We start from the raw sequence: 15573 nt of genomic DNA on the forward strand, positions 1-15573 counted from the left end.
GGGGAGCTGAAATGTAAGCTGATAGGGATCCCACCATTATGATAATGAGCAGTTACACAATGAGGTATACGATATTGAAATGAAGGAGTGAGCACTCATGATGCAAAAGCAGGCACATTTGCCGCTACACGCGCTACCACCAGAAGAATGGACACCCGAGCTGCGGACATGGGAGCAGGAGCTAACGGCAGCGCCGTATCGCTCTTATCTCTATTCGTATCCGCACAAGACCGCGTATCGTGAGCTGAATCCTCCACTTCCATTAGAATCATTATGGGCGCAGGAGCAGCTGGAAAGCTATTTTCTCTATATGCATATTCCGTTTTGTGCGGCGCGCTGTGGATTTTGTAATTTGTTTACGTTACCGGATAAAAGATTAGATGTACATAAAGAATACGTAGACGCACTGGAGCGTCAGGCAGAGCAGTGGGCACCATTTATGCAGGATACGCCATTTTCGAGATTTGCCATCGGTGGTGGTACACCGACACTGCTAGCACCGGATCAATTGGAGCGCTTATTCACGATTGCGGAGCGCGTGATGGGGGCGAAGCTGGATCAGACCTCGATCTCAGTAGAGACGTCACCGGATACTGTAACACATGATCGATTGGACATTTTAAAAGCACATGGTGTGGATCGAGTGAGTATGGGCATTCAGAGCTTTATCGAAGCGGAAAGCAAGGCGATCTATCGTCCGCAAAATCCGGATCTGGCGCGGCAAGCGCTGGAGCTGCTCAAGCAGTACGATTTTCCTCTGCTTAATGTCGATCTGATCTACGGATTACCCGGGCAAACGGTCAATTCATGGCTGTATTCCTTGCAGGAGGCACTGGCATACGATCCGGGCGAAATTTTCATTTATCCACTGTATGTACGTGAAAATACGATCCTCAAGCCCGGTAAAACTGGACTGGAGCATGATATTCGTATGGAGCTATACGAAGCAGCTCGCGATCGATTAGTAGAAGCAGGCTATATACAGTATTCGATGCGTCGTTTTGCCAAGCCATTCCATTCGGACAAATCACTTCTGCCGTATAGCTGTCAGGAGGAAGGGATGGTCGGACTCGGCTGTGGGGCACGCTCGTATACACGGAATGTGCATTATGCCTCACGCTATGGCGTCAGCGCAGCAGCTACACGTAGTATCATCGCCGATTATGTGAGTGCCGAGCGTCATGATCTAGCGGATTATGGATTTGTATTAAATGAGCAGGAAAGCCGTCGTCGATTCGTGCTCAAGGCACTGCTGCACCGAGAAGGGCTGGAGCAGTCAGCCTATGTCGAGCGATTCGGCACGCATCCGCTAGCTGATCTGCCACAGCTCAAGCAGCTGATCTGGACAGGTATGGCTACACTTGTACCTGATGATGAAAGGGTAGAACCATCTATTTATGAACCAAACCTTTCTGATGAAACTCGGGCTACCGATGTACTTCGTCTGACAGCTCGCGGATTCGCATTATCCGATAGTATCGGGGATTGGTTGATCTCGCCAGAGGTGTATACGCTGATGGAAGGATATCAGGGCGTATGAACATAAATATGCCAGCAAAGGTATCGCTATACTATCGAGGCAGTCTATCCTCGTGTAACTATGCCTGTCCGTATTGTCCATTTAGCAAAACAGTAGATAGCCGCGAAACGCTGGAGCGAGATCGTCAGCAGCTGGATCGCTTTATGGGCTGGGTACGTGAGCAAGCGGATAAGCCCTATCGACTGTCGATTTTCTTCAATCCGTATGGAGAAGCGCTTGTGCATGGCTGGTATCGACGTGCGATGGTGGAGCTGTCTCATTTGCCCCATGTAGATAAGGTCGCAGTGCAGACCAATCTATCGGTCAAGCTGGATTGGACGGCAGAGCTGAACCGAGACAAGGTTGCCTTCTGGGCGACGTATCATCCCGGGCAGACAAGTGAAGCGCAGTTTGTCAGCCAGTGTAGGACATTATATGAACGAGGAATACATTTTAGCGCGGGTACAGTCGGATTGCGAGAATCGTTTGCAGCGATTCGTTCATTACGGGAGCAGCTGCCGGAGGATGTGTACGTATGGATTAATGCGTTTAAGGATCGACCAGCGTATTATACACCGGACGAGGTTAATGAGTTAGAGACGATTGATCCGTATTTTCGTTATAATTTGACCGATTATGCAAGCCTTGGGCAATCCTGTCTGGCAGGAGAGTCGGTCTTTTATGTGCAGGGCAATGGGATGGTCAAGCGCTGTTATCAGGATAAACGAGTGATCGGTAATATTTATCGACACCAGCTTGAAGACATTGCTGCCGAGCGTCCCTGCGGCATGAAGCAGTGTGGGTGCTATATCGGCTATATTCATATGCCCGACCAGCCATTTGCTCATCAGTATGGTGATCGGTTGCTGGAGCGTATTCCGCTACAATATCAAACGTATGAGCAGCGGAGTTTTTTCGGGGTATAGACGTGTAGCAAGTCGATGGATCAATTAGAATGTATCCATCGACAAGGAGAGGTAACGCTGTGTAATGGAGCTCAGGTTTACTTTGGAGCCTCGTTAACATTCCTGATCAAAATTATAATCAATACGCTCAATCAACCAGCATGAGCAACAAGCTAAAACAAAAAGCCAAATCAAAAAGCCTGTATGTCAGCGACAATCGCTATCATACAGGCTTTTATTATCATGATGACCAGCCGAAACGACGGGTAATATAAACATCTACTATATACGTCTACTCAGTTGATGGTTTTCATCTCATCCTACAGTCGCACCCTGCTCACAAGGATCAAGCTCGACCACTTACGGATGGATGTAATGCCTGTCGGCTCTTCATAAATTCAGCATCGAATAGCTGATCCTTCATCGTCTCAAACACATGATGGCGATGGTCGCCGATAATAATGTATCCATTATATAGCTTACGTACATACACATGCTGCTTCGCTTCCAGTACACAGCGAGCATTAGCATCACTACCTACCATACCCGCTACAATGCGATCTTCGGCTTGCAAGCGCGAGCCACGGCATACCGAGTTTTCCAGCAGGAAGGCAATACTACCTGCGGAGTACAGATCACTTTGCACAACCCCTTCGCGTGTGATCATAATATCACCGTTTGACTTGATCTCGCTGGATTGACAGCGGGCAAGCTCGACATGAACCTCAACCTCCTGCATGCTGCATACGCTGGCATACAGCCCTTCCAGTAAGGTGCGAGCTGCGGACAGCTTTTCTTCATCCAGCCGCTCTAAGATTGTAGTCGAATTCAGAAAATGATGCAGTAGCTCCTTCAATTGCTCCGATTCTCGGCTCTCTACATGCTGGATGCTGGCGAACACCTGTAGTAATTCACGAGCCAGCTCAGGCACATTACGGAATTTACGCTCGATCAGCAGCATAATCATCTGACTGTAACGAACCGTTTGCTGCCGGGCAGCCACTTCCTCGGCAAGCTTGTACGCTGCCATATCCAGTTGACGAATCTCATGGCTCAGCTGCTTGGAGGCTGCATACATCCGGTTGAACATCACGCCAAAATAACCAGAATAGATTTTACCACTAATGATCGTACCGTCGATCGAGATGCTGCCAGTCGCGGTAATCGTAGCATTGTATACATTACCATGCACATATACATTACCAAGCGATTCGATAATCATATGCTCCTGCACATCACCATTCACAATTACATCACCCGCGAAGACGATATTGCCTGTACGCAGATCAACATTGCCATCCACGATAAATGCATTGGAAATGTCAATCTGACGCCGATTCCCTTTACCCGTCATCCGAGGTCGACCAGGACGAAGTGCCACAATTTGACCGAGTGGATTCATCTCTGTAAATTCACCAGCTGTCACCTCTAAATCCTGTGCTACACGAGGTAACAGTTCATTACCGAATACATCAAAGCCCGGGATGCCTTCCACAGGCTCATGCTTTGTAGCAATAACTTCTCCTTCATGAACAGAAGGAATACGGCGATGGCTCCGATAATCGACCACGCCGCCAGCTTCATGAAATATCGTCTCAATCTGTTCCGGGAAAAATAGCTCCAAGCGTGCATCCGTACCCGGCACCGATGCCTGACCACGCGCAATCACGATCGGCTGATGCGTAGGGGATTCCAGCTCATTCAGAATCGCAGCCTTATCAATATTTTTGTAAATACCACGGTGTTCCAGCGCATTGATCACATGCTTGAATTGCACTGTATCTACTACACGATCGCGATTAGGCACAGCGCGTACAGTCATCGTAGAGGATGCCGGAGCATCGACTAGATTCCATTCAAACCGCTCACGTGTGTGTAAGATCAAATAGGCTTCCATCTGATCTGGGGATACACTGATTTCGAACATCGGTGTATGCTCAAGCTCCCACGAAACCGTATCCTCTTCACTCACATTGGCCTTACCGGAAATAATATTCTGGTTTACGATCAGTGAGACGGGAGGTAGGGCGTGAATAGAAGCCATTCTACCTCCCGATTTAGGAGAGAATACATGAATCTTATTGTCCTTTATTTTGATCCAGCCATCTTTGCCATCTACGAATGATTGCTCATTTGGTTGTCGTCGTTGGCTATCGATGTCATTGACGTCAGCGTTTTGAATCATGCGTCCCAATTCCTCGTCGGAGATGGGCCTAGACATTGCGTATCCCTCCAATTGGTATCATTTTTTGATAAATTTGTTAAAACGAGCATAGGATTTTCTATATTTTACTGTAGGTTGTAGTAAAGTGAAATGGTTCGGCTTGCCTGAATCGCTTCGACTTTTTATGGTGGGCACGCTTACAATGATGTAGGCCAAAACCAATCAAGCGGACTATGTAAATTAGTTAAATGGATATAGGAATAATATAATACACATTTTCCCATTTTAAACTTATATTTGGATGGAAAACACTAATTTTTTTAGAAAGCTTAGTAAAATAGTTTTATGTGCTCTGTTATCGTAACCGTTTGCAAGATGGATGTCCAGATATTTCTAGGTCTTTTAGCCTGATTCGTAAAATAAAATCCTATTTGAAAAATGAATGAGTTGATGTATAATATCTTTTGTTGTTCTAAGCTTGTTTTTACATATGTATCGCACGTCTTCAGGAATATGTCCCAGTAGCTCAGCAGGATAGAGCAACGGCCTTCTAAGCCGTCGGTCGGGGGTTCGAATCCCTCCTGGGACGTCAAAGCAAAACACCTTCATATCATATGAAGGTGTTTTTTGTGTGTGCTGTGCCTTGCGGCTATAGGGATCTTATGGATGAATAAAGCTCTGGCTGTCCAATTAGCTGTTGGAAATCAGATATGTGACATTGCATACATTACCACTGCCGCCGATTACCTGAATATTGTAGGCAGGGGAGCTACTTTGCGCGGAGAATCCGTCAGAGCCAACAAATGGATTATCAAAGTACAGGCTGACTTCGCCCTGTGGGAGCTTGTAATAGATGGTTCCTTCTGCACCCGTTGCAAAGCCATCTGAATCTGCTTGGAATGTAGCAGGTTTGGCATTGTTCGGAACATTCGTTGGGGAAACTACCCATTCTCCATGAGCAAGATTTGTTTTGCTCTCCAGTACCATTTCACTATCCGTTACATTAATGACAGAAATATGAACTTCACGTTGGGACATTGACCAATCACTCCTTGATTTATATTTGCTTACACGCCCAGTTTAATCCAGATAGAATAATAAGTATATATAAGAAAATAAAACTATAAATTACAATATATAACATTTTTAGTTGGGTAAATAGTCACCCCAATCTCATATCCATAATTAGGTACAAAGCAACCATAAACGAATAAATGGAAATTTTTCATTCTACCACTATCTTCTATTAAATAGTGCTCGCAGATCATACAGTATAACAATAATGCACTCGCCTATTTCTTGCGGTCAAAAACAGCATTTCATTGCAGCATTTTTTAGTAAAATGTATACTTTAGTCACTTCAATTATTTCCATATCTAAACGCTATGAAAAGGGGAAACCGACGACATGAATCCGTGGATGCGCTATGTGTACAAAATTCCAACCTTCCTGCAAGCAATCCTCAATGTGACGCTCGCTCTAGTTGCACTGACACTATGCTTTTTTCTCCTTAAAGAAACATGGCACATTTTCAGCTTCATCTTTCTGGAGGAGTCGGATGTAACGGCTTATGAGCTGGCTGCGCGCTTGCTTGTATTTTTTCTGTATTTTGAGTTTATTGCCCTCATCATTAAATATTTCAAAAGTGGATTTCATTTCCCTTTACGTTATTTTATCTACATTGGTATTACCGCGATTATTCGGCTTATTATTGTCGATTATGATAATGCGACGAATACGGTTATGTGGTCGCTGTCGATTTTGATTTTGCTTGGTGCTTTATTTCTGGCGAATTCGCGTCCAACGCGAGATCATGATTAAAGGTAAACAGGATCAAATAAGCATGAAGAGGATTTTATTCATTTATTTACGAAGACGGAGGCAGCAAAATGACACCATCTAACGTTAAAATTTCACAGCGTAGCGCGATGCTAATTGAACGCCTGCGCGGTGAAGGTATGACAAATGAACAGCTCCTACAAGCGATACAGGAACGCAGTACCGAACCACTGGCAGGCTCAGCAACGGCTGCGGGAATTAATCTAGATGAATGGATTGACTATGCGGCTGAGCATGGAGAGCAGCTTGCCGATGCGATACGAGCGGGATACCGTATGACATTTACTACGGTGCCAGGAGCAGGCAACTGGCTGCGCTTTGCACTGGGCTTAGGGGAAGGGCAGCATTATACGGTCCCGGAGGAAGGTCGGATGGATGGCTTGCAGCTGGACGAAGTGCAATTCCAGCGCATTGCGGATGCGATGGCAATGAACTGGGTGCTGGTACGTCAGCCAGATGGCAGTGCTTCCTTGATGTTGAAGTCTCTGCAATAATCGGCGAGTGGACTGGAAAATGATCTGTCACTGGCGATCATGATGTATAGTGCATGCAATCGTAGAAGCTTTTAGGAGCATAATGACATGAAAGATCATAGAGAACATCATGAAAAATCATACAGAACATCGGTGATTCCAAATTAGTGATACGAACGAAAAGCGGCTGGGCTTAGGCACCCGGTCGCTTTTGTTATGATATGCCGCGTGACCGCTTTATCTACTCATGAATCATAGTAAAGCTTGATCATCACACAGCTTATTCATTGAACAGCTGCGCGCCTTTATTTGCGTTCTTTTGCAGACTGCCGATATTCACGCGGACTCACATGACAAAGCTGCTTGAATATTTTGCCAAAATGAGAAAAGTTACCGAAGCCAGTAGCTGCTGCCACGTCGATAATTTTCATATCGGTATCTCGTAATAGCTGCTGGGCAGCCTGCACCCGTACCGTGTTCACATACTCGGTCAAATGAAACCCAGTGGTGCGCTTGAATGTACGGCTAAGATGCGCTGAACTAAGATGCACATGGGCTGCCAGCTTGGGCAGCGATAGATCGGTAGGATAATGCTCCTTAATATAACGAGCCGCTTCAGTAATCTGCTCCTGTGCGGCGTGCTGCAACGTAGAGACTGGAGTCGCCGTACGACCTGGCAAACGTGCGCAGTGAAGCAGCAATGTAACGGCAAGCTGCTCTACCATCAGCATATAGCCCTCAGGTTGTAGAGTAAGCTCACGAACAAGCTGTTGAATGATGCTGGAGATGATCGAATCCTTGCTATCCTTACTGCTAGTATGTAATACCGGATAAGTCTGGCTGAACAAAGCGAGTAGCCAGTCGCGATGCTGACCGAATTGGCGCTCCGCAAACCCATCACCAAAATAAAGCACAATTCGTTCATGCTCGGGTAGCTTGCCGGGTAAGGTACGATGCAGCTCATGCTTGCCGATAAACACAATATCACCGGCATGCATTTCATATACCCGATCTCGTACAAAATAGCTGCGTTCTCCAGACAACAATATATACAGCTCATAGTGAGGATGCAGATGATCGCTCGGCATTGCAAAATAATCGCTGCGCGATGTATGCTCAGCGATCAGTTTATCTGGCATCCGTTGATCCGTTAGATTACTTGGCGTATGCTTAGTCTCCATAGCCGCTATACGTATGTCCGTACTAAAGAAGGTTACAGAATCAATAACAGAACGATCGGATGACATCGCAGCAGCTCCTTTTCTGTAAGCGTTATCTTTTATTCAGTATATCATGACAAAATAAGCGGGGTTAATAAAAGAAAGCAAGAATAGCGGCGAATGATCCCGCTTTTTTTATTATGCTGAAAAAGAATGAGACGAAGCGGAGGGAGCAGACATATGGAACGCAAACGGTATGTGTTAGTCGGTACAGGTGGACGTGCAGAATTTTTTTATGGAGCGATGGTACGAGATTTTGGAGCAACGGCAGAGCTGGTCGCCTTTTGCGATCTGAATGAAACGCGCGCGTGGTATGCGAATCGCTTAATAGAGGAAAAGTATGGCGGTACAGCTGTTGATCTGTACAAGGCGTCCGACTTTGAGCAGATGATTAACGACAAGCAGCCAGATACCGTCATCGTGACCAGTGTGGATCGTACGCATCATCATTATATTATTCGCGCGCTGGAGCTTGGCTGTGATGTGATTACCGAAAAGCCGATGACCGTGGATGAAGAGAAATGTCAGCAGATTCTGGATGCTGTGGAGCATACGGGGCAGAAGGTACGTGTGACCTTTAATTATCGCTATGCGCCCCATCATACGAAGGCACGGGAACTGATTCGTGACGGTGCGATTGGTAAGGTGACGTCCGTACATTTTGAATGGCTGCTCAATACGGAGCATGGTGCAGACTACTTCCGTCGCTGGCATCGGGATAAACGCAATAGCGGTGGACTGCTCGTACACAAATCAACCCACCATTTTGATCTGGTTAATTTTTGGATCGATTCGCAGCCGGATACGGTATTTGCGTTTGGCGATCTGCTCTTTTATGGACGAGAAAATGCTGAGCAGCGTGGACAGACCGACTTTTACAATCGTGCAACTGGAAATGCGAATGCACAGCATGATCCGTTTGCCCTGCATCTGGATCGCAATCCGAATCTAAAGGCGATGTATCTCGATGCCGAGCATGAGGATGGTTACCAGCGCGATCAAAGTGTATTTGGCGACGGAATTAGCATTGAGGATACGATGAGTGTCGTAGTGCGCTACAAAAATAAAGCGATGCTCACTTATTCGCTCAATGCATATATGCCGTGGGAAGGATATCGGATTGCTTTTAACGGCACAGCTGGACGGATTGAAATGGAGATTGTGGAGAAGTCTTATGTGAATGCGGGTGGCGAAAAGGCAGATGAAGGCGCGCTTGAGGGGAAACGGATTACCGTCTACCCGATGTTCGGCAAACCGTATGAAGTCCAGGTGGAGGAACGTGAAGGCGGTCATGGCGGTGGTGATCCGGTGCTGCTGAATGATCTGTTCGGAGAGCCAGAAGAAGACCCCTTTCATCGTGCAGCCGATCATACGGATGGAGCACGTTCAATTTTAACAGGGATTGCTGCCAATCAGTCGATTCGCACAGGATTGCCAGTGAAGGTGGATCAGCTGGTGCATTTTTATAATAGAGGTAAGTGACAGGACAGGAGGATGTAAGTGAGATATTAAAAGCCATACATTAAATGAGGCATTAAAGAATTGGATGATTAAGGAATTGCACAGTGGCAAAGGACTGAACTATAGGAATAGAACTCTGAAAATGATGTGAAGATGAATGTCTGCTGAATGAAGCTGACAATCGGGTATATAGGAAGAACAGGAGCATGGCTGTATCGGATAGGTTGGAAACGATCATCTAATGTCGATGCGCTGGGCGATGCATATAAATGTTGAAATACGTACCGGCATAAATACACACTGTAATTAGCATCGGCAGACATCGATGAAGCACGATCAGGATGGAGCACGAATAGAAATATAGCATAAAAAAATGCAAAAACAGGGTGAATAATAATGTACAGTGCGATCACTAGTCTGATTATAAAACACCCTGTACTACGCCATTATTCCGTGACCTGACCTGCTCGTCATCCAACACCTACAGCGATTGTTCCCTAGTCCGATCACATAGGAGGCACTCATCCATGACCGAGCATCATTCGCGATCACAAGCAGATCCTATTTCCAGTGGCTCAAACGAACAGGAGCAGTCTACGCTCCATCCACATAGCATCACATCATCAGCAAACGTCTCTTCCAATTCAGAGCTAGCGGAGAATGGGAAAGTGACATCGAAAGCTGAGCATCTAGAAAGCGTACAAGAATCGGAAACTCCCTATTATGCTGGCTTATCTTTAAGCGAAATCCAGCAATTTCAACAGCAAGGCAAGTGGCAGGATGAAGGGGATCGATTGCTACTTCCTGTACCTGCCGAATTCAGCTTTGCGATGAATGTGGACTTTTTACGAAGCTCACCTAATGAATGCCTATTTGTCGTACACAAGCAGGAAATATACAAGGCGCTAGCAGTCGGTCATTCCCGTCCACTATTGCGTATTACACAGAAGGAGCCTAGTAAGATCGAGGTGGAATTTCTCGGCGATAGTGCACCAGAGAATGATCTAGAGCGTGTCGCAGTAGCGGCTTATGTGAGTGACTGGTTTGATCTGGGGATTGATCTATTGCCCTTTTACAAGCTAGCCAGCAGTGATGCCTTGCTTGGACATGCGGTAGAGTCCTTTTATGGCTTACGCAATATGGGCATACCGGATTTGTTTGAAACCTTATGCTGGGGCATATTGGGTCAGCAGATTAACCTAGGTTATGCGCATACGCTCAAATGCCGATTGACCGAAGCATTTGGCGAGTACGTCGATTATGAAGGAGAGCGCTATTGGATATTTCCAACAGCCGAACGCATTGCAGCCCTGACGATGTCGGATCTGGAATTGATGCATATGACCGTAAAAAAATGCGAATACATCCTCGACGCCGCCCGATTAGTTGCCAGTGGCGAGCTGAGCAAAGAAAAGCTGCTTGCCGCAGGTGGCTACAAAGAAGCCGAAAAGATGCTTACCCGTATTCGCGGCATCGGCCCATGGACAGCTAACTATGTACTCATGCGCTGCTTACGCATCCCGACAGCATTTCCCATCGATGACGTAGGTCTGCACAATGTAATCCGCCACCTGACCGGCTCAACAGCCAAGCCTACTCGAGAAGAATTATTAAAGCTTGCCGCAGGCTGGAGCAACTGGGAGTCGTACGCAACCTTCTATTTATGGCGTGTGCTGTACTGATGATAGCGCGCAATCGGCACTACTTCTCAAGTCTGTTATTAGAAAATAGTAATTACAAACGAGGACATTTCTTGTGCCCGACAAGCCATATGTATCTAAATTTATCTATACGTGTAAGATCAAAACATATGACCTACAAGCTCAAGTAAAGCTCAAGTAAATAAGGTAGTCGAAGAAGAATTACGAAGATACGAATTAATAAAAGATAAGCAGTATAAAAATAGAAGAGGCAAGAAAAAGAAAAAAAGCATCTCCACCAGGTGGAAATGCTTTTTTGTGTGACGTCCCAGGAGGGATTCGAACCCCCGACCGACGGCTTAGAAGGCCGTTGCTCTATCCTGCTGAGCTACTGGGACAAATTAAAATTACCATTTCGAGCGCAACAAAAATATTTTAGCATGTACGCAAAAAGAAAGCAAGCTCTTTTTGCCCAAATCAGCTTTTGTCATTCTTAAACATCTACCATGATGCTAAACAACATAGTAGAGATAACGCCAAAATGACGTAAGTGACACGACCGATTCAGGTAGAGTGCGACGGATTAAAAGAGGTTATCTTACCGAGATGATGGCTTTGAAATTTTTGTAGTGCTTGTATACGCTACAACATGTATAAACTTATATACTCATACTGCGCATAACTACGCATGCGAAGATACGGTTTTTAATCTTCAATAGCTATTACTTGGCTGTGTATTCTATCGATTCTGATTTGAAAATGACCATCTTCATCCATCATCTCTATGCATCCATCCAGCTTCACGTTTCAACGCCAATGCGCGTGTTAATTAAAAGGTAAATAAAACCATACCGCACGAACATTCCCCAATGGCTGTCAGCAACGAACAGCTGTGCTATAATCATGAAGTCACGCGCAAGAAGTGATGAATTAGGAGGTGCCGTTATCGCTGATTCAACCCATTCACATACAGGGCAGAACCGCAATGTTGTTCTGTTTCCCAAGACGCTCGACTTTTATCAGATTGAGCTAACGCGTATGCTAGAGACCGAACGCTATCATGAAGCGATCGAATTGCTTGAATTTTTACTGCAATGCCAGGGGCAGGATGAGCGCCAGCTTGAAGAGTGGCAATCATTGCTCGGCTGGCTGCGAACGACGTTTCCAGAAGCAGCGTACAATGACCGCGAGGCTGCTGAGCTAGGCGACGAGGTAGAGCTGGACGAACCGACTCACACGCAGGAGCATATGATGCGTGATAAGGTGCGCTTGAAGCAAGCCGAGGATCGCGACTACGAGGAGAAGCTACTACGCACAGCGATGGAGCGCCCCGTATCGGAGCGTACATTGCTTGCATTAGAGCAACTTGCGTATTTGGAGCAGCCTGAGATCGATGAGCAGATCATCGAATGGCTCCAAACGGACACAGAGCTTCATCCGCTGATTCAGTTCCGAATTTTACAGACGTTACGTCGACGTGGATATCGTGGAAATGTACATTATATGCACCAGCAGGAGCGTATTGATGTAGAAGTAGAAACGGTACCGCTTGATCCGACTGAATTTCCGATTCCATTTATTCAGATTCTGGAGCGTGTGGCAGATAAGGCAGAGGTGACTGCGCCGAATCTATTCTACTTTGCCCAGGAGCTGTGGTCGCAGTTCATCATGAGCATCTATGGTACGCAAAATTATCTCTGGATCTCCCGCGGTGATGATGCGGAGATCGATATCTGGGCAGCAGCGCTGCACCAGACTGTTGCCATGACGCTGGAGGGCACAGCAGATGAAGAAGAGATACGCGGATTGTACGGTGTGACCGACAGCATTCGTTTTCGCTATGAGCAGGCGCATCGCGCGTTGCAGCAGTTCGTTTCTGGACAGATGCCACGCTAATTCTGCCCAGTAGCATTGCGGCGATCAAAGAAGCTGTGTTTACCTTTTATTAAGGCAAGAGGGTTACCATAATGCGGAATAAAGCAACGAACGACAGTCGCTTGTTTGCTTCATTTCTCGCTTGATCTGGTAGCTATTTTCGTTGTACGTAGCAGATAAAGAAACGAACTTGATAAAAAGCGAATAGTTGTATATACTATAGTGGTTATTCTGCACGTGAAAACGATACAACTTCATCGAAATCATTCATGTTAATATTTTTTGGAGGGGAATTCTCGAAATGACAGCAAAATGGGAAAAAACAGAAAAGAACCTTGGCGTTCTTGAAGTAGAAGTAGCTGCAGAGCGTGTAAGCGCAGCGCTTGATAAAGCATTCAACAAAGTAGCAAAAACATTGAACGTACCAGGCTTCCGTAAAGGTAAAGTACCTCGTTCGATCTTCGAAGCACGCTTCGGTATCGAAAGCCTGTACAATGATGCAATCGACATCCTGCTGCCGGAAGCATACTCCGAAGCAATCGATGAGACTGACATCTTCCCGGTTGATCGTCCTGAGATCGAAATCGAGCAATTCGAAAAAGGTCAACCATTCAAATTCAAAGCAAAAGTAACTGTAAAACCAGAAGTTAAACTGGGTGAATACAAAGGCGTAGAGGTTCCTGTATCCGCGGTTGAAGTTTCTGAAGAAGACATCAACAGCGAGCTGGAGCGTCTGCAACAGCGTCACGCTGAGCTGTCCGTAATCGAAGAGGGTGCTGCTGAAAACGGCGACACAGTATCGATCGATTTCGAAGGCTTTGTTGATGGCGAAGCATTTGAAGGTGGACAAGCAGAGCGTTACTCCCTGGAGCTGGGCTCTAACTCCTTCATCCCAGGTTTTGAAGATCAAGTAGTTGGCATGGCCACTGGCGACTTCAAAGACGTAACGGTAACATTCCCAGAAACATACCATGCAACTGAACTGGCTGGTAAAGAAGCAGTATTCAAAGTAAAACTGCACGAAATCAAACGCAAAAATCTGCCAGCACTGGACGATGAGTTTGCGAAGGATGTTAGCGAATTCGACACACTGGACGAATTCAAAGCAGACCTGAAACAACAAATCGCTTCCCGTAAAGAAAACGAAGTAAAAGCTGCAAAAGAAGCTGCTGCTGTAGAAAAAGCGGCTGAAAATGCAGAAATCGAAATTCCAGATGCAATGGTGAACTCCGAAACCGAAAACATGGTTCGTGACTTCGACAACCGTCTGCGTCAACAAGGTATGAACCTGGAAATGTACACTAGCTTCTCCGGTCAAACAACAGATGACCTGAAAGAGCAAATGAAAGAAGAAGCTGCAAAACGTGTACGTAACAACCTCGTTCTGGAGCAAATCGCAAAAGAAGAAAACATCGAAGTTTCTGAAGACGAAGTAAGTGCAGAGCTGGAGAAAATGGCTTCCCAATTCCAGCGCAGTGCAGAGGAAGTTCGCAGCATTCTGGCAGCGAACGGTTCCCTTGCAAGCCTGTCCGAAGAAATCAAACTGCGTAAAACAATCGATCTGCTGGTTGATAACAGCAAAGAAGTTGAAGCAGTGGCTGAAAAAGCTGAGTAATTTCAAACTTCATAATCCGGTAGCGTCTTTTGCTACCATTTGGAATAAGGCACGTATTACTTGCGTGCCTTATTTTTACCTATATACGGACATAAAACGTAGCGCATAATCCGTATCTTCATCGCGTTCCTTCATTTATTCATTAATATTTTCCAAATCTTTACCTTTGAAAAAATGACATGGGACAGTGTACATGTTAAAATAGGAACTGCATCGTATTTTAAAGTACTATCTGTCGTCATATTCCTGGATAAGAAAGAGGTTGGTTGTATGAGTCTGGTACCTATGGTTGTTGAACAAACCAGTAGAGGTGAACGATCTTACGATATTTACTCAAGATTACTCAAGGACCGTATTATTTTCCTGAATACGGCAATCGATGATCATGTAGCCAATCTTGTTATTGCACAATTACTATTTCTCGCTGCCGAAGATCCGGAGAAGGATATTCATTTGTATATCAACTCGCCGGGTGGTTCTGTTACGGCAGGGATGGGTATTTACGATACAATGCAATTTGTGAAGCCAGATGTCTCCACGATTTGCATGGGGATGGCTGCAAGTATGGGCTCGCTCCTGCTCACAGCAGGTGCACCAGGCAAGCGTTTTGCGTTGCCTAACAGCGAAGTTATGATTCACCAGCCGCTTGGCGGCATCAGTGGACAGGCGTCCGACATGAAGATTCATGCAGAATGGATCATCAAGACGCGTCAGAAGCTGAACCAGATTTACGTGGAGCGCACAGGCCAGTCGCTGGACAAAATCGAACGTGATACCGATCGCGACTACTTCCTTGATGCAGAGGATGCAAAAGCATACGGCTTGATCGATCAGGTGATTACCCGTCCGCTCACAAGCTAAA

12 protein-coding genes and 2 tRNA genes are annotated in these 15573 nt (G+C 45.9%); 10 read left to right on the forward strand and 4 right to left on the reverse strand.

The window, feature by feature from the left end; all coding sequences use genetic code 11:
- The first annotated feature begins 97 nt into the window (after positions 1 to 97).
- Together SK066_RS05830 and SK066_RS05835 are read left to right on the forward strand one after the other, a co-directional pair.
- The gene (locus tag SK066_RS05830; RefSeq protein WP_320543996.1) at positions 98 to 1540 is read left to right on the forward strand and encodes an STM4012 family radical SAM protein; all 1443 of its coding nucleotides are present in this window, start codon (positions 98 to 100) and stop codon (positions 1538 to 1540) included.
- Entirely contained in the window at positions 1537 to 2445 is a 909-nt protein-coding gene (locus tag SK066_RS05835) for an STM4011 family radical SAM protein (protein WP_320543997.1), read from the forward strand. The genes SK066_RS05830 and SK066_RS05835 overlap by 4 nt, the downstream gene beginning before the upstream one ends.
- A 325-nt stretch (positions 2446 to 2770) precedes the next feature.
- On the opposite strand, the gene SK066_RS05840 is transcribed toward SK066_RS05835, so the two are convergent.
- Positions 2771 to 4645, reverse strand: a complete 1875-nt coding sequence (locus SK066_RS05840) for a FapA family protein (RefSeq protein ID WP_320543998.1) — start codon at positions 4643 to 4645, stop codon at positions 2771 to 2773.
- A 458-nt stretch (positions 4646 to 5103) separates the two neighbouring features.
- Between SK066_RS05840 and SK066_RS05845 the strand changes: the two genes are divergently transcribed.
- A tRNA-Arg gene (locus tag SK066_RS05845) sits at positions 5104 to 5177 on the forward strand.
- A 101-nt stretch (positions 5178 to 5278) separates the two neighbouring features.
- Here the strand turns inward: SK066_RS05845 and SK066_RS05850 are convergent.
- Entirely contained in the window at positions 5279 to 5626 is a 348-nt protein-coding gene (locus tag SK066_RS05850) for an aegerolysin family protein (protein WP_188777090.1), read from the reverse strand.
- 369 nt (positions 5627 to 5995) lie between these two features.
- Between SK066_RS05850 and psiE the strand changes: the two genes are divergently transcribed.
- Both psiE and SK066_RS05860 read left to right on the forward strand, forming a co-directional pair.
- The gene (gene psiE, locus SK066_RS05855) at positions 5996 to 6409 is read left to right on the forward strand and encodes a phosphate-starvation-inducible protein PsiE (RefSeq protein ID WP_320543999.1); all 414 of its coding nucleotides are present in this window, start codon (positions 5996 to 5998) and stop codon (positions 6407 to 6409) included.
- A gap of 68 nt (positions 6410 to 6477) precedes the next feature.
- Positions 6478 to 6921, forward strand: a complete 444-nt coding sequence (locus SK066_RS05860) for a hypothetical protein (protein WP_320544000.1) — start codon at positions 6478 to 6480, stop codon at positions 6919 to 6921.
- Between the two features lie 284 nt (positions 6922 to 7205).
- Here SK066_RS05860 and SK066_RS05865 read toward each other — a convergent pair whose 3' ends face one another.
- Entirely contained in the window at positions 7206 to 8147 is a 942-nt protein-coding gene (locus tag SK066_RS05865; protein WP_320544001.1) for an AraC family transcriptional regulator, read from the reverse strand.
- 153 nt (positions 8148 to 8300) lie between these two features.
- Between SK066_RS05865 and SK066_RS05870 the strand changes: the two genes are divergently transcribed.
- Together SK066_RS05870 and SK066_RS05875 are read left to right on the forward strand one after the other, a co-directional pair.
- Positions 8301 to 9602, forward strand: coding sequence for a Gfo/Idh/MocA family protein (locus SK066_RS05870; protein ID WP_320544002.1), 1302 nt, complete (start codon positions 8301 to 8303; stop codon positions 9600 to 9602).
- Between the two features lie 506 nt (positions 9603 to 10108).
- Positions 10109 to 11263, forward strand: a complete 1155-nt coding sequence (locus SK066_RS05875; RefSeq protein ID WP_320544003.1) for a DNA-3-methyladenine glycosylase family protein — start codon at positions 10109 to 10111, stop codon at positions 11261 to 11263.
- Between the two features lie 282 nt (positions 11264 to 11545).
- Here SK066_RS05875 and SK066_RS05880 read toward each other — a convergent pair.
- Positions 11546 to 11619, reverse strand: a tRNA-Arg gene (locus tag SK066_RS05880).
- A gap of 505 nt (positions 11620 to 12124) precedes the next feature.
- Here SK066_RS05880 and SK066_RS05885 point away from each other — a divergent pair.
- From SK066_RS05885 to clpP, 3 genes are all read left to right on the forward strand, one after another.
- A complete protein-coding gene (locus SK066_RS05885) occupies positions 12125 to 13117 on the forward strand; it encodes a hypothetical protein (RefSeq protein WP_320544004.1) in 993 nt (330 codons plus the stop codon).
- Between the two features lie 280 nt (positions 13118 to 13397).
- Positions 13398 to 14711, forward strand: coding sequence for a trigger factor (gene tig / locus SK066_RS05890; RefSeq protein WP_188777101.1), 1314 nt, complete (start codon positions 13398 to 13400; stop codon positions 14709 to 14711).
- Positions 14712 to 14981: 270 nt separating this feature from the next.
- Positions 14982 to 15572 carry an ATP-dependent Clp endopeptidase proteolytic subunit ClpP gene (gene clpP / locus SK066_RS05895; RefSeq protein WP_188777103.1) on the forward strand — a complete coding sequence of 197 codons (591 nt, stop codon included), beginning with the start codon at positions 14982 to 14984 and terminating at the stop codon, positions 15570 to 15572.
- The last annotated feature ends 1 nt before the right edge of the window (position 15573 follow it).

Source organism: Paenibacillus hunanensis (assembly GCF_034055775.1).
GTDB lineage: Bacteria > Bacillota > Bacilli > Paenibacillales > Paenibacillaceae > Saccharibacillus > Saccharibacillus hunanensis.

Coding starts and splice junctions, on each gene's coding strand:
- SK066_RS05830 (WP_320543996.1), top strand. CDS start 98: ATGATGCAAAAGCAGGCACATTTGCCGCTACACGCGCTACCACCAGAA.
- SK066_RS05835 (WP_320543997.1), top strand. CDS start 1,537: ATGAACATAAATATGCCAGCAAAGGTATCGCTATACTATCGAGGCAGT.
- SK066_RS05840 (WP_320543998.1), bottom strand. CDS start 4,645: ATGTCTAGGCCCATCTCCGACGAGGAATTGGGACGCATGATTCAAAAC.
- SK066_RS05850 (WP_188777090.1), bottom strand. CDS start 5,626: ATGTCCCAACGTGAAGTTCATATTTCTGTCATTAATGTAACGGATAGT.
- psiE (WP_320543999.1), top strand. CDS start 5,996: ATGAATCCGTGGATGCGCTATGTGTACAAAATTCCAACCTTCCTGCAA.
- SK066_RS05860 (WP_320544000.1), top strand. CDS start 6,478: ATGACACCATCTAACGTTAAAATTTCACAGCGTAGCGCGATGCTAATT.
- SK066_RS05865 (WP_320544001.1), bottom strand. CDS start 8,147: ATGTCATCCGATCGTTCTGTTATTGATTCTGTAACCTTCTTTAGTACG.
- SK066_RS05870 (WP_320544002.1), top strand. CDS start 8,301: ATGGAACGCAAACGGTATGTGTTAGTCGGTACAGGTGGACGTGCAGAA.
- SK066_RS05875 (WP_320544003.1), top strand. CDS start 10,109: ATGACCGAGCATCATTCGCGATCACAAGCAGATCCTATTTCCAGTGGC.
- SK066_RS05885 (WP_320544004.1), top strand. CDS start 12,125: ATGAAGTCACGCGCAAGAAGTGATGAATTAGGAGGTGCCGTTATCGCT.
- tig (WP_188777101.1), top strand. CDS start 13,398: ATGACAGCAAAATGGGAAAAAACAGAAAAGAACCTTGGCGTTCTTGAA.
- clpP (WP_188777103.1), top strand. CDS start 14,982: ATGAGTCTGGTACCTATGGTTGTTGAACAAACCAGTAGAGGTGAACGA.